The following is a 13,025-nucleotide window of genomic DNA, read 5'->3' as shown; positions in this document are numbered from 1 at the left end:
TTAACAATTATGTGTTCTTAATAACTTTGAAACCGCCTTTTTTACATCCTCCTGTTTTATCGCCTTCATACATTCCCTTAATTCAACGCCCTCGCAGCTTCCTTTTTTGCAGGGCTTGCATGGCATGTCTTTTGAGATAACAATATGCCCCCTGCTGTAGGGAGCCCATAAATTTTCCAATGTCGGTCCAAAGAGCGCAACCACAGGCGTGCCTACTGCCGCGGCTATGTGCATAGGCGCAGAGTCAACACCTACAAACAAGTCCGATGCCTCTGAGATTGCGGCAAGCTGTTTTATTGTGGTTTTACCTGCTAAATCTAAAACCCGTAAAGGGGACTGTCCCATCCCGATACTTCGGGAGGGACTGTCCCCGGATATGTGCATGAGCTCAGAGTTATTTTGTCTGTGTTCTGTGTTCTGTGTTCTGTAATCAGAAATCAGAGACAGAATCCTTTTTGCTTTTTCCATTTCTCTCCCATCCGGCGCTGATGTCACAATAACCTTTATCCCCTTTTCAATCAGCCAGCCGATAATCTCTGCCATGTATTCATCCTTCCAACATTTCCAAAGCCATCTGGATGTCGGATGGATATGAACGACTTTATCAGTATCCTCTATACTATTTTCTTTAAAAATCTTTTTTACAAATGCCTTTGCCTCCTCCGGTATAAAAAAATCCACATCTTCATTCTTCGCATCTATGCCAAACTGCTTTACGACATCAAGATTCTGAAACACCATGTGTTTTTGCTTGTCAATATTTGCAAGATGCGTATACAGGTATCTTTTGCCTGCAAACCCTTTTTTGCCCGGGTCAGCGGCCAATCTGTATCTTGCGCCTGAGAAATAAGATAAAATCACCGCTCGGTCCCCGTTTGTAAGGTCAACTGCCATGTCAAAGCCTTTTGCCCTTATTTTTCTGAGAAATGCAATTTCTTTTGCAATGCGGTTAACCAAAGGCAATTTTTTTATTGAGCGGTCAAAGATAATTAATTCATCAATTGCAGGATTGCCTGAAAGCGACTCCTCTGTGCCTGAATTTATAAGGACAGACACCTTTGCATCCGGGAATGACTCTTTTAACGCCCTCATTGCCGGCGCTGACAAAAGAACATCTCCTATATGCCTGAGTTTTATGACAAGGATTTTTCTGACACTTTTAAATGTAGAAGGATTATCTGTCAAATCCGCCTCTTTGCGTTTCAATAAGACGTATAATCTCCCCTATCGCCCTGTCAATGGAATAACCCTCTGCCTTTGCCCGCGCCTTTTCCCCCATTTCAACAGACTGTGCCAGGGCAAGAGATATTTTATCCGCAAAAACCTTCTCATCAAACGGGTCTTTTATCGCAAAGCCCTCAGCCCCGTCACTAATTAATTCTGAGACGCCGTTATATACTGTGGTCACCACAGGAAGGCCTGACGCCATTGCCTCAAGCGAGGCGTTGCTGAACGGATCATAGATTGTCGGCAGGACAAATACGTCTGAAACCGTATAAAGATGTTCAAGAGATGTTTCAGCTCCCCAGAAAGTCACACTTTTATTTATCTTGAGCCTTTCTGCCAGCTCTATATATTTCAGCGATGGTCTTTTCCCTGCAACTATCAGCCGTTTGTCTTTCATCTTCAAAAGAGAAAATGCCTTTAAAAGGGTTTTAAGTCCTTTCCTCTTTAAATCAGCGCCTGCAAATAAGATTATACTGTGTTCTTTTATTCCCAATGAATCCCTCGCAATATTTTTTTGTTCTGCCGTAACAGGCCTGAACCTGTTACGGTCCACGCCGTTATAAATCACGCATATCTTATCCTCAAGAATTCTGTAATGCCTGATAATGTCATTTTTTACCATCATTGAGTTTGCAATGATTACCCCTGAATTTTCAAAACACTTTTTCTCAAGATAAAGCATGACAAGATGATGGGGGTTTATGGAAAAACTCAGACCTTTATAAAACGGTTCAACCGCCCTGCGTCTCTCAAGCCACTCCTTATGACAGCCGTCACCTGCTCTGTAAACCCCGTTAGAAAGCATGACAGGGGGGGTTTTCCTAACGTGGGGAATATCCTGAAATGGTATACGCTCAAAACTCAAAATACAGTCAAAAAATTCTTTTTTAAAAGCACTCTGAATGTTAAAGGCAAAAAACAGGTTTGAAAGGAAGGAGGGCTTTTTTACTGTTCTTATTTTGTGAACATTTGAAATATCCGCCCCCCATTCATTAGCGCTGAAGATTTGAACCTCATTGCCTTGCGCCTGAAGTCCTTTAAAGACAAGTCTCAGATAGTTTTCCGCTCCGCCGTATGGCGTGTAGTTTTTTCGTACGAGGGCTATTTTCATATTGTTTTTTGTTTGTTTTTACTGTATTATAACAAAGAATACACCTTAATGATTGCTCGCATCGTAAGTATACAATGACCAGGCAGTTCTTAAATAAAAACACAATTGCAATAGTGGGATTGGGATATGTAGGACTGCCCCTTGCTATGGAATTGTCAAAGGTTTTTAATGTCATTGGCTTTGACGTTAAAAAGACCCGTATTAAAAAACTCTCATCCGGAGTTGATATCAACAGGGAGTTTTCAAGAAAAGAGCTATCCCGAAGCATCGGGACAAAAATAGATTTTACAGATAATCCCGCAAAATTAAGGGATGCCCGGATAATAATTATAGCTGTCCCGACACCGATAGACGAACACAAAATCCCTGATTTGTCGCCCCTCAAGTCTGCCTCTGAACTTGTCGGCAGAAATCTTCAAAAAGGCGCTGTTGTTGTTTATGAGTCAACGGTATATCCCGGAGTAACAGAAGAAATATGCGTGCCGCTTATTGAAAAAACTTCGGGGATGAAATGCGGCAGGGATTTTAGGGTGGGCTATTCCCCTGAAAGGGTCAATCCCGGAGATAAAGTCCACGGCGTTACAGGCATTGTAAAGGTTGTCTCAGCGCAGGATAAAAAAACAACAAACCTTCTTGCTAAAATTTACGGCTCAGTCGTAAAAGCCGGAATTCATAAAGCTCCAGACATAAAGACGGCCGAGGCTGCAAAGGTAATAGAAAATATACAGAGGGATTTAAATATTGCGCTTGTCAACGAACTTGCAATCATCTTCAATAAAATGGGGATTGACACAAAGGAGGTGCTAAAGGCCGCCGGGACAAAATGGAATTTTCTTCCATTTCAGCCGGGGCTTGTCGGAGGACACTGCATAGGGGTTGACCCCTATTACTTGACTTTTAAGGCACAGGCGCTGGGGTATCATCCTGAGGTCATCCTCTCAGGCAGAAGAATTAATGACAATATGGGCCGGTATATTGCAGAGCATACAGTAAAACAATTAATAAATTCCGGCATCCCTGTCAAAAAGAGTAAGATTCTTATCCTCGGGCTTACATTTAAAGAAAATATCAGGGATACAAGGAATACCAAAGTTATTGATATTTACAATGAATTGTGTGACTACGGGGTAAAGGTCTTTATCCATGACCCGCATGCCATCAAAGAAGAAGTTTATGAAGAATACAGGCTTTCGCTTATTGAGAGGCCTGAAAGCGAAAAACCCTTTGACGGGATAATCCTTGCAGTAAGGCATAGTGAATACTGCAATCATACACTCGGATACTTTAAGAAACTATGCAACAGCAAATCAGTGCTTATTGATATAAAATCCGTCTTTAAGAAAGAAGCGGCCGTAAAAGCGGGTTTCAACTACTGGAGGCTGTAAAAAAAAGTAATCAGTAATTATTCCATCAAGTGTTTAAGTTGTCATTCCCGCAAGCCCCGAACAAGTCGGGACAGGCTCCGTGCGTCGGGAATCCTTCTGAAAACAAAGAAAGATTCTCAAAGCGAGTCTACGCGAAGAGTCGCTCCGACCGGACAAGCCGGAATGACAAAGGTGTCATCTTGATTGCAAAATGGAATTAGTAGTTAGTAAAGACTTAAGAGAAAAGGATATTTAATTATGAAAAATATTATCGTTACAGGATGCGCGGGTTTTATAGGGTGGAAGGTTTCCCATCTCCTGCTTGAAAAAAATAAGAAAGTTATCGGCATTGACAACATAAACAATTACTACGACCCTGCGCTCAAAATATGGCGGCTCAATATATTAAAAAAATATCCTAACTTCAAATTCTATAAAGTTGACATTGATGATTACAAAAAAACCAGAAAAATTTTTCAGGAAAACAAAATAGATGCCGTTATCAACCTTGCGGCAAGGGCAGGCGTAAGGGCGTCAGTAGAAAACCCGTGGGTATATCTTGATACAAATACAAAAGGGACGCTGAATCTTCTTGAGTGCTGTAAGGATTACAAAGTCAAAAAATTCATCCTTGCATCAACCTCAAGCCTTTATGCATCGCTGGACATGCCGTTTAAGGAGACATCAAAAACCGATACTCCACTTGCCCCTTATTCCGCCACAAAAAAAGGCGCTGAGGCATTATGTTACGCATATCATTATCTCCACGGCATTGACATAACCGTACTTAGATATTTCACTGTCTACGGGCCAGCAGGAAGGCCTGATATGAGTATTTTTAAGTTTGTAAAAAATATGGATGCAGGCAAGCCGATTCCGCTATTCGGCGACGGAACCCAGACAAGGGACTTCACATACATTGACGATATTGCCGACGGCACCATAAGGGCATTGAAAACCAAAGGTTATGAGATAATCAATCTGGGCAGCGACCGTCCTGTCAAACTGAATTATGTTATCGGGCTTCTTGAAAAGAATCTCGGCAAAAAAGCCAAAATCAAGAGACTGAAGATGCACCCTGCCGACGTCACTGCGACATGGGCGCACATAGAAAAAGCCAAGAAAATGCTGGGCTGGAAACCGAAGATGCCTCTTGAAAAAGGCATAGAAAACACTGTTAAATGGTTCATGGAGAATAAGAAGTTTCTGAAAAGTTTAAAGTGGAAGGCTTAGCAGGCTGGCTGTTTAGAAACAGCCTCCCGCCTCATGCAATTCCGTGTTGCAGGAGAAATCTATGTATTAAGATAAATTATGTATTAAGATAGATACAAAGTATACCAGTTTGGGCATAATTATAAAAAACGGTGTCCCAAAACAGCAAATTATATTTTAATATCATATAGTTAATATCATAATTATTCAAAGCGAGGTAAATAATGACGAAAAAGTTTCACCTTCCAAGCCGTCTTGAGTAAAGGTATTACCGAATTTGATATTGGAAGGGTTCTGACCTTTGATGAGCATATCAGATTTACAAATAGCATAGGATTCTGGATTAATTTCCTGCCCGAATACCTCCAGTCTTGCATCTGGATTCAATTCATGCATATATTCTTCAGCCACCGAAAGCATACCGCCTGTTCCTCCTGCCGGGTCATAAAGGGTTTTCACAATACCTTTTTTGCGTAAAATATCTTTATCATTTACAAACAAAAGGTTTACCATGAGGCGGATTACTTCACGAGGGGTAAAGTGCTCTCCCGCTGTTTCGTTGCTAATTTCTGCAAACTTCCGAATGAGCTCTTCAAAGACATAACCCATGTGCATAGTGTCTACATCTTTGAAAATTCCGTTAAACTCAGCAAAACGCTTCACAATCATGTAAAGTAAATCGTATTCATCCAGTTTTTTTATCTGGTCTTCAAAGCTGAAGTATTCAATAATTTCCTGTACGCTGATTGAAAACCCCCTGATGTAATTACGAAGGTTAGCGGCAATATTGTTGTGGTCTTTTGCTAATTCGGCAAAATCAAACTTGCTCCGATTGTGAAATTTTGCTTTGGCAGCATTGTTGAGAATGGGTTCAAGCACTTCAGGTTTCTTCCCTTTGTGTTTCTGATAAGCCTCCAATACTTTTTTCTTTGTCGGCTCTAACACATAATCTAAACGCCGCAACACTGTAAACGGTAAAATTACTTTTCCATAATCAGCCTGCTTGTAATGGCCTCTTAAAAGGTCAGCGATTGACCAGATGAAATTTGCTTTTTCCCTAAAATTATTTGTTGCCATGATTTTCTCTAATTCTCATCTAAAGTATCAGGCTTAATTATTGAGAAAACCCTTTATATTGTCAAGTACAAAGGCGCAGTCCGCTTAATCAAGTCTTCCCTGATTTAAAATCAGTTTTTCTGTTAAAATATCATGATGGTCATTTGTGTTACCGGGGCGCATAGCGGAGTAGGCAAGACGACCCTCTGTTCAATTCTGCTTCGGGAGCTTAAAGGCTTTGGCGCGATTAAATTTACAAAGACAGAGCTTTACACGGCAGTTGTGGATGACATTAAAATATTAAGCGAAAAAGGCAAGGATACGGCAATTTTTTTGGAGTCCGGAGCAGGGCGGGTTATATGGGTGCAAAGTCCTTATGATGCGTTGGAGGAGCCCCTTCAGATTGCATTAAGCAGGCTGTCTGATTTAAAAGGTATTATTGTTGAAGGCAACAGCCCTGTGGATTTTTTAAACCCGCATCTTGTAATATTCATTATAGGCGCTGAGGGAGAGATTAAACCGTCTGCCATGAAGGTTCTTGAAAAGGCGGATGTTATTGTCATAAATTCAAGAGAAAAGACTGCTCCTCCGGCATTGCCCAAAAATAAGGCTGTGATATTTTGCATTGATTTAGAAAAAAGGACTGGTGAGATTGATGAGTTCCTCACAATCGTTAAAAAAAGAATTAACCGAGAGCATTAAGAAGAAGGTCAAAGGCGGAATCATTACTTGCGCTTCTTTAAGGAAGATTGCCGAAGAGGCAGGCATTTCTTACAAAGAGGCGGGGAATGCCGCTGATGAATTAAAGATAAAAATCAGAAACTGCGACCTCGGCTGTTTTTAGGGCATAAGGCTCGCAGAAAAGGGGAATTTATTTTGCAGATGGAATTGAATGTACTGTTTTTTGAATTTGCGCTTACATTATATTTAATTGCTACTGTAATCGGTATTATAGGACTTTTCAAAGGCACAAAAATCTCTCATAAAGCTATTCTCATATTTACTGCCATTGGTTTTCTTTTTCATACGACAAATATTGCGGTAAGATACATCAAGGGAGGATATTTCCCTGTTACAAATATCCACGAGGCGGCATCTTTTTTCTCATGGTGCATTGTACTGCTTTTCTTACTGCTTGAATACAGGTATAAGATAGGACTGCTCGGGTCTTTCATAATGCCAATTGTTTTTGTCCTGATGCTTTCGTCATCCGTGTTTCCGAGGGAAATAAAAGAGGCGCCGCCGATGCTTCAAAGTTACTGGCTCTGTATCCACACTGTGCTTGCTTTTTTAGGCGATGCGGCGTTTGCCATGGCATTCGGCGTTGGAATTATGTATCTCATACAGGAGCGGCATCTGAAATCAAAGCATTTAAATGGGCTTTTTCAAAAACTGCCGAATATACAGGTTCTTGATGAGCTTAACTACCGCCTTATAACAATTGGTTTTCCGCTTTTGACTCTTGCCATAATAACAGGCGTAATATGGGCGAGCACCGCTATCGGACAGTTCTGGCGGTGGGACCCCAAAGAGGTCTGGTCTCTTATCACATGGATTATATATGCCATCGTCCTTCATCTCAGGCTTACTGTCGGGTGGAGGGGCAGAAAGGCCGCGATTCTTTCTATTGTAGGATTTATTGCAGTTATTTTTACATTCTTCGGCGTTAATCTCATTCTAAAAGGGTATCATGATTTTGTATGAATATATTGGTAGTAGGCCTTAATCATAAAACGGCAGAGGTTGAGGTAAGGGAGAAGGTAGCCTTTGACGGCAATAAGCTCGGCGATGCCTCTGATATCCTAAAGACCAATCCTCAGGTGAAAGAAAATATAATCCTCTCTACCTGTAACAGGGTGGAACTTTATGCCACTGTCAAAGACACTGTACAGGGGACAGAGGGCATTAAAAAATTTCTCTCTGATTTTCATAATATCCCGAAAGAAGTCCTTGATAAATCCCTTTATGTGCATGACGGCGGAGTCGCTATAAGGCATATCTTTAGGGTTGCCTCAAGCCTTGATTCAATGGTGGTGGGAGAGCCTCAGATATTAGGGCAGTTAAAAGACGCCTACGAGTTCTCGCTGAAAAGAAAATCCACAGGCATACTGCTTAACCGGCTGATGAAAAAAGCCTTCTCTGTTGCAAAGAGGGTCAGGACCGAAACTAAAATCGCAGAGAGCGCAGTGAGCATAAGCTTTGCGGCAGTTGAGCTGGCAAGGAAGATTTTTGAGGATTTATCCACAAAGACATTTATGCTTTTCGGCGCCGGAGAGATGGCGGAGCTTGCGGCAAAACATTTAATCAACAACGGCGTGAAAGATGTCCTTGTGACCAATAGGACCTATGAAAGGGCGGAGGAGCTTGCGAGGGAATTTAACGGCAAGCCGGTGCAGTTTGAAAGTTTTCTGCAAGAGCTTGTGCATACGGACATTGTGATTTGTTCAACCGGCGCGCCTCACTACATTCTTACAAAAGAGCATATGCATAAAATCATGAAGCAGAGGAAGAACAGGCAGATGTTCATAATTGACATCTCCGTACCGCGCAATATAGACCCTGAGATTAATGACATGGACAATGTGTATCTTTATGATATTGACGATTTGCAGGGGGTTATTGATACAAACATTCAGGAGAGAAACAGGGAGGCTGATAAGGCTGAGAAAATAGTAGAGACTGAAATAGAAGCTTTCTTAAAGTGGCAGGCGTCTTTGTCCGCAGTGCCGACGATTGTAGCATTAAGGGAAAAGGCAGAGGCAATAAGAAAAGAAGAGGTTGAAAAGACTATGAGAAAATTGGGAGGGCTGAAACAGGAGGAAATTCAGGCTGTAGAAGCCCTGACAAATTCCATCGTTAATAAACTTATTCATCCGCCCACTGCTGCGCTGAAGAGCGAGATGGAGGATAAGGATGTGATGGTGGACATTATCAAAAGGCTGTATAACCTTGATGTAAAGGAAAATTATGAGCAAGAATAAAGTTGTTATTGCAACACGCGGCAGCAAGCTCGCCTTATGGCAGGCTAACTGGGTGAAGGCACAGCTTGAAAAAAGAAATCCCGGATTGACAATAGACCTTAAAAAGATTAAAACCACAGGAGATAAGATATTGGATGTTCCGCTTGCAAAGGTCGGCGGCAAGGGGCTTTTTGTCAAGGAGATTGAGGATGCGCTTTTAAGAAAAGAAGCAGACCTTGCAGTGCACAGCATGAAGGATGTGCCTACTGATTTGCCCAAAGGACTTTATATAGCAGTTATATTAAAGCGGGAGGATCCGAGGGATGCATTCATAACTAAAATTTCAAATTCCATCCCGAATAAGTCGGGACAAATTTCAAATTTCAAAAGTCTGCCGAAGGGTGCAAGCGTAGGCACGAGCAGTTTAAGGAGGATGTGCCAGCTTTTAAGCATAAGGCCTGATTTAAAGATTGCCCAGTTGCGCGGAAATCTGGATACGAGGATAAGGAAGCTTGAGGGGGGGCAGTTTGACGCAATTATTGTTGCCGCAGCCGGCGTAAAGCGCCTCGGCATGGCAGAGAAAATTACTGAGATACTTGAGCCAGATATCAGCCTTCCTGCAATTGCGCAGGGCGCTGTCGGGATAGAATGCAGGACTGATGATAAATTCATAAATGAACTTATTGCGCCTTTAAATCATGAAAAGACGTCCATCTGCGTCAGGGCGGAGCGCGCATTTCTTAAAAAACTGGAGGGCGGCTGTCAGGTGCCTATCGCAGCGCATGCGCGGTTAGTTGAGAGTCAGGGGTCAAAATCAGACGCATCACGCATCACGCATCACGAGTTACTATTTATGGAGGGTCTTGTCGGAAGTGTTTCAGGCGACAGGATTATCAAGGATTCCATTCAGGGCAAGCCTGAAGATGCGGAAAAATTAGGGCTTAAACTTGCAGAGGAATTAATCTCCAAAGGCGCAGGAAAAATTCTGGCAGAAGTTTATTCAAGGGAGTAAAGGGGTGTGCTTTATCCTCTTGAAGCATTTGAATTATCAGGACCAGTATGATTTTTTCTTGTATGCTTCATCGTGCGGACCCATATCCACGAACTTGACGGTTTCATCTTTGCACTTTAGGCAGTCATGACAGAGAACTATTTTGTCATCACCTTTTGTCCTGCAGACCTTACAATACAGGTAAATTATGAGGAAATTCTTCTTAACAGGACTGCTGTAATATCCCCTGAAATTTCCTTTTAACGGCTCGCCGAGGGCGATAGGGTTTTCTATTATCATATCCACTTTTTTTTGTACCGCCTTCTTTACTGAACTGTGCTTTTTCAGGGATTTCACAAAAATATCGCTGAACAGCGCTTCCATCAAAAGACCTCATTGTACTTGAACCATTTCATCTTGCCCGTCCTGATTTTAGAAATTGTATCCAGAAGGCTTTCCTTAAAATTAGGGTCGCTGAGAATTATTTCAGTAGGCTCAGTTAGAACTGTCCTCTTCAGGTTTAAAACAAACTGTGTAAAGACTTCGGAGACCGTGGTTCTCTGTTCCTCAGCATACGATTTAATATACTCTATCAAGTCTTCATCAAGCGTTATATTTACCTTGCCTTTGTGCATTATAGACACCTCCTTTACATTATACGCCTATTATACGCCTAACTGTTTTTAGATATCAAGTCTCCTCTACTCTACCCTTCGGATTGCAGACGAATCGTAGACAATCTCAATCCTGCCTATCGCAGGCAGGCTCCTGCCTTCTGCTCACCGGATAATGTGCCTGCCTTATTTTGTTGTTTCCCCTCTATCAAGTCGGTACGACTCGTTTCCGAGAGGGGATTAAGGGGTGTGTTGCTTTTTGGCGGCAAGGATTTGGTCAACGAGCCTGCCTGACGGCAGTCAGGGGTGATGAAGGGCTGGGAATCGTTTGTCATCTTGTTGATCTTCTGATGCGCACGCCTTCCGGGGTTATAATAATCAAATTCCCTTTTATGTCTTCTTTCTTGATAGATTGATAATACTTTTTGAAAATCGTGAGTGTCTCATCAACAGTTCTTTTATATATTTTAGCAACAACAATTCCTCCGCATCTCTCCGGAGGAAACCTGAATATTCTTGTGAAATCTTTGTCCATAGTAATAATGACCATGTTTTCCTTGCACGCTCTCTCAAATACCTCATCATCAGAAATGCCGGAAAGACCACTTTCTCTAATACTCAGTACATCGTTTCCAAGAGATCTCAAATAATCAATAATGGGCTCAAAAAGGTTTTCATTGGCAAAAATCTTCATGCTGCTGTGACCCCTGCCTCCTCATCAGCAAGAATAGAAGCATATAGCAGGCATGCCCTGATGTCCTCATCGGTAATATTGGGATATGCTTTTTTAATCCCTTCAAAACTCTCTCCTGCAGCCAGAAGATCTAATACGATATGCGCAGGGATTCGGGTGCCTTTAATACACGGCTTGCCGCTGCATACCTTCGGATCAGATTTTATTCTTTCAATACTAATACTCATATTCTTCACCTCCGCTTGACCTTAGTATACCAAAAATTGATTACTTCTTCCCTTCCGCTCTGACCTATGGGTCGTAGACAATCGCAATTTCTTCATCTGTTAATCCGTAGAGGGCATATACCATTTCGTCAATCCGGCACTCAAGGACAGGGGGGTTCTGTTTGCTGTTAATGTTGATTAATTAGAACCGTCCCCGATTCCCACCGCCGTCCCCGATTCCCACCGATTCCCACTCTATGCCTTTTTCTCTCTTGCATCTCACACCTCCTAAGGTTTTAAGATTGTATTGTAACCTAACCTTTCGGTGTGTCCACTATTTCGGGGGAAGTCCAGTGCAGAGGCGCAATAGCGCAAAGGAGCGGACAATATTTGTGCGGAGACAACTTTTAATCTCAGTAATTCTTATTATTTGTGCAGTCTATCCTGAAGGTGTCTCCGGAGACCCTGGTGCCTGAATTTCCAAAGGCGCTGGCCCTGAAGCAGGGGGTCTGCGCTGTGCCTGCCAAGACTATGTTCTGCTCAATGCAGTAACTGAAGTTTAGTCCGCTTCCGGGCTGAAACCCGGGGAGCAGCGCTTGTATTGCGGTTATGTTGTCATTGCCTGCCGAGCATGTGCCTACGGATGCGGTGTAAGCTGAATTTTCAGCCATAAACTGCTCTTCAAGCAGTCTCAAAGACTCAAGGTTTGTATAGGCCTCAGCCCTTGCCGCCCTTTTCTGCTGGCCGAGATATGACGGAACGGCGATTGCGGCAAGGATGCCGATGATTGCAACTACGATAATTAATTCTGTGAGCGTGAAGCCTTTTTTGTTATGCATACTTACCTCCTACTAAAATATTGTTCAAAATTGTTCAATGTTGTTCAAGATTGTGGAAATCGCTTACAACGATTATGCCTTAAGCAGTGACACAACCCAAACTGCAAAACATAGTATAAAGGATAATACCCCGTAAAAAGCAAATTTACTCCTTATTTTGCCTTTGTCATCAAAGCCCTTAAATATAATAAAGACAACTGATGCTACCCATCCGATAAATCCGGCTTCCATAAAAAAAGACCATAAAGGAGACGGCATGCTGTCAATCTTTAAGACATGCAGGAACTTCTTTTTTTCATTTTCAGCCTCTTCTGATTTGATAGAGCCTTCCCTGATTAAAATCCTCACATTGAGGTTTGCAATTTTTTCGTCGCATTTTTTAATCCAGTCTCTACCCGGCGTAAAGAGGCTTCTTGAGGCATAAAAAGAGCTTCTTATTGATGAGTATGCCATGACTGCCCAGTCAAGCCTGTCCTGTTTTTCATACATCTCGCCTGTCTGCCACAGCCTCTCTGCCGCGCGCTGAATATAAGGCGAAAAAGGCGTATAAAAATGCATGGAATTATCATATTCCCTCATGGCAAGTTTAAAATTATTTTTTGAAAGATAATCCTCTGCCGCCATGAAATAGCTTCTTTGCAGATAAAAAATCCTTGCCCCAGTTATCAGGAGGAAAATAAAAAGCAGAAGCATTACGGCAATAAGATATTGTCTCATTTCTTATTATTGCCCTTTATTGCCGATTTAAGCC

Annotated in this window: 16 protein-coding genes; 7 read left to right on the top strand and 9 right to left on the bottom strand. The window is 42.1% G+C overall.

What is annotated here, in order from left to right; genetic code table 11:
* Both HZA10_02820 and HZA10_02815 read right to left on the bottom strand, forming a co-directional pair.
* Positions 1 to 1,206, bottom strand: coding sequence for a glycosyltransferase family 9 protein (locus tag HZA10_02820; protein ID MBI5195236.1), 1,206 nt, complete (start codon positions 1,204 to 1,206; stop codon positions 1 to 3).
* The gene (locus HZA10_02815) at positions 1,175 to 2,338 is read right to left on the bottom strand and encodes a glycosyltransferase family 4 protein (protein ID MBI5195235.1); all 1,164 of its coding nucleotides are present in this window, start codon (positions 2,336 to 2,338) and stop codon (positions 1,175 to 1,177) included. Before HZA10_02815 ends, HZA10_02820 begins: the two co-directional genes overlap by 32 nt.
* Before the next feature lie 74 nt (positions 2,339 to 2,412).
* Here HZA10_02815 and HZA10_02810 point away from each other — a divergent pair, with 74 nt between their 5' ends.
* Together HZA10_02810 and HZA10_02805 are read left to right on the top strand one after the other, a co-directional pair.
* The gene (locus HZA10_02810; GenBank protein ID MBI5195234.1) at positions 2,413 to 3,723 is read left to right on the top strand and encodes a nucleotide sugar dehydrogenase; all 1,311 of its coding nucleotides are present in this window, start codon (positions 2,413 to 2,415) and stop codon (positions 3,721 to 3,723) included.
* A gap of 237 nt (positions 3,724 to 3,960) precedes the next feature.
* A complete protein-coding gene (locus tag HZA10_02805; protein ID MBI5195233.1) occupies positions 3,961 to 4,935 on the top strand; it encodes a GDP-mannose 4,6-dehydratase in 975 nt (324 codons plus the stop codon).
* Between the two features lie 186 nt (positions 4,936 to 5,121).
* Here the strand turns inward: HZA10_02805 and HZA10_02800 are convergent, their stop codons facing one another.
* Positions 5,122 to 5,991, bottom strand: coding sequence for an SAM-dependent DNA methyltransferase (locus HZA10_02800; protein ID MBI5195232.1), 870 nt, complete (start codon positions 5,989 to 5,991; stop codon positions 5,122 to 5,124).
* Positions 5,992 to 6,123: 132 nt separating this feature from the next.
* Between HZA10_02800 and HZA10_02795 the strand changes: the two genes are divergently transcribed.
* The 5 genes from HZA10_02795 to hemC are packed head-to-tail and all read left to right on the top strand — an operon-like array spanning position 6,124 to position 9,942.
* A complete protein-coding gene (locus HZA10_02795) occupies positions 6,124 to 6,672 on the top strand; it encodes a hypothetical protein (protein MBI5195231.1) in 549 nt (182 codons plus the stop codon).
* A complete protein-coding gene (locus tag HZA10_02790) occupies positions 6,626 to 6,814 on the top strand; it encodes a hypothetical protein (GenBank protein MBI5195230.1) in 189 nt (62 codons plus the stop codon). Before HZA10_02795 ends, HZA10_02790 begins: the two co-directional genes overlap by 47 nt.
* 38 nt (positions 6,815 to 6,852) lie before the next feature.
* Positions 6,853 to 7,674: a c-type cytochrome biogenesis protein CcsB gene (gene ccsB / locus HZA10_02785; protein ID MBI5195229.1), complete on the top strand. Its 822-nt coding sequence runs from the start codon at positions 6,853 to 6,855 to the stop codon at positions 7,672 to 7,674.
* Positions 7,671 to 8,951, top strand: coding sequence for a glutamyl-tRNA reductase (locus tag HZA10_02780; protein ID MBI5195228.1), 1,281 nt, complete (start codon positions 7,671 to 7,673; stop codon positions 8,949 to 8,951). Before ccsB ends, HZA10_02780 begins: the two co-directional genes overlap by 4 nt.
* Entirely contained in the window at positions 8,938 to 9,942 is a 1,005-nt protein-coding gene (gene hemC / locus HZA10_02775; GenBank protein ID MBI5195227.1) for a hydroxymethylbilane synthase, read from the top strand. The genes HZA10_02780 and hemC overlap by 14 nt, the downstream gene beginning before the upstream one ends.
* A gap of 36 nt (positions 9,943 to 9,978) precedes the next feature.
* On the opposite strand, the gene HZA10_02770 is transcribed toward hemC, so the two are convergent.
* The 6 genes from HZA10_02770 to HZA10_02745 all read right to left on the bottom strand — a co-directional run bounded on the left by HZA10_02770 (position 9,979) and on the right by HZA10_02745 (position 12,991).
* The gene (locus HZA10_02770; protein ID MBI5195226.1) at positions 9,979 to 10,305 is read right to left on the bottom strand and encodes a hypothetical protein; all 327 of its coding nucleotides are present in this window, start codon (positions 10,303 to 10,305) and stop codon (positions 9,979 to 9,981) included.
* Positions 10,305 to 10,556: a hypothetical protein gene (locus tag HZA10_02765; protein MBI5195225.1), complete on the bottom strand. Its 252-nt coding sequence runs from the start codon at positions 10,554 to 10,556 to the stop codon at positions 10,305 to 10,307. The genes HZA10_02770 and HZA10_02765 overlap by 1 nt, the downstream gene beginning before the upstream one ends.
* A gap of 310 nt (positions 10,557 to 10,866) precedes the next feature.
* The gene (locus tag HZA10_02760; GenBank protein MBI5195224.1) at positions 10,867 to 11,229 is read right to left on the bottom strand and encodes a DUF5615 family PIN-like protein; all 363 of its coding nucleotides are present in this window, start codon (positions 11,227 to 11,229) and stop codon (positions 10,867 to 10,869) included.
* Entirely contained in the window at positions 11,226 to 11,456 is a 231-nt protein-coding gene (locus tag HZA10_02755) for a DUF433 domain-containing protein (GenBank protein MBI5195223.1), read from the bottom strand. Before HZA10_02755 ends, HZA10_02760 begins: the two co-directional genes overlap by 4 nt.
* Positions 11,457 to 11,848: 392 nt before the next feature.
* Positions 11,849 to 12,274: a prepilin-type N-terminal cleavage/methylation domain-containing protein gene (locus HZA10_02750; protein MBI5195222.1), complete on the bottom strand. Its 426-nt coding sequence runs from the start codon at positions 12,272 to 12,274 to the stop codon at positions 11,849 to 11,851.
* Positions 12,275 to 12,346: 72 nt separating this feature from the next.
* The gene (locus tag HZA10_02745; GenBank protein MBI5195221.1) at positions 12,347 to 12,991 is read right to left on the bottom strand and encodes a hypothetical protein; all 645 of its coding nucleotides are present in this window, start codon (positions 12,989 to 12,991) and stop codon (positions 12,347 to 12,349) included.
* Positions 12,992 to 13,025 lie beyond the last annotated feature (34 nt).

The organism is Nitrospirota bacterium (assembly GCA_016212185.1).
In the GTDB taxonomy this organism is placed as follows: domain Bacteria; phylum Nitrospirota; class Thermodesulfovibrionia; order UBA6902; family DSMQ01; genus JACRGX01.
The sequence above is the reverse complement of the archived record's forward strand: the minus strand, read 5'-3'. Positions and strand labels throughout refer to the sequence as shown.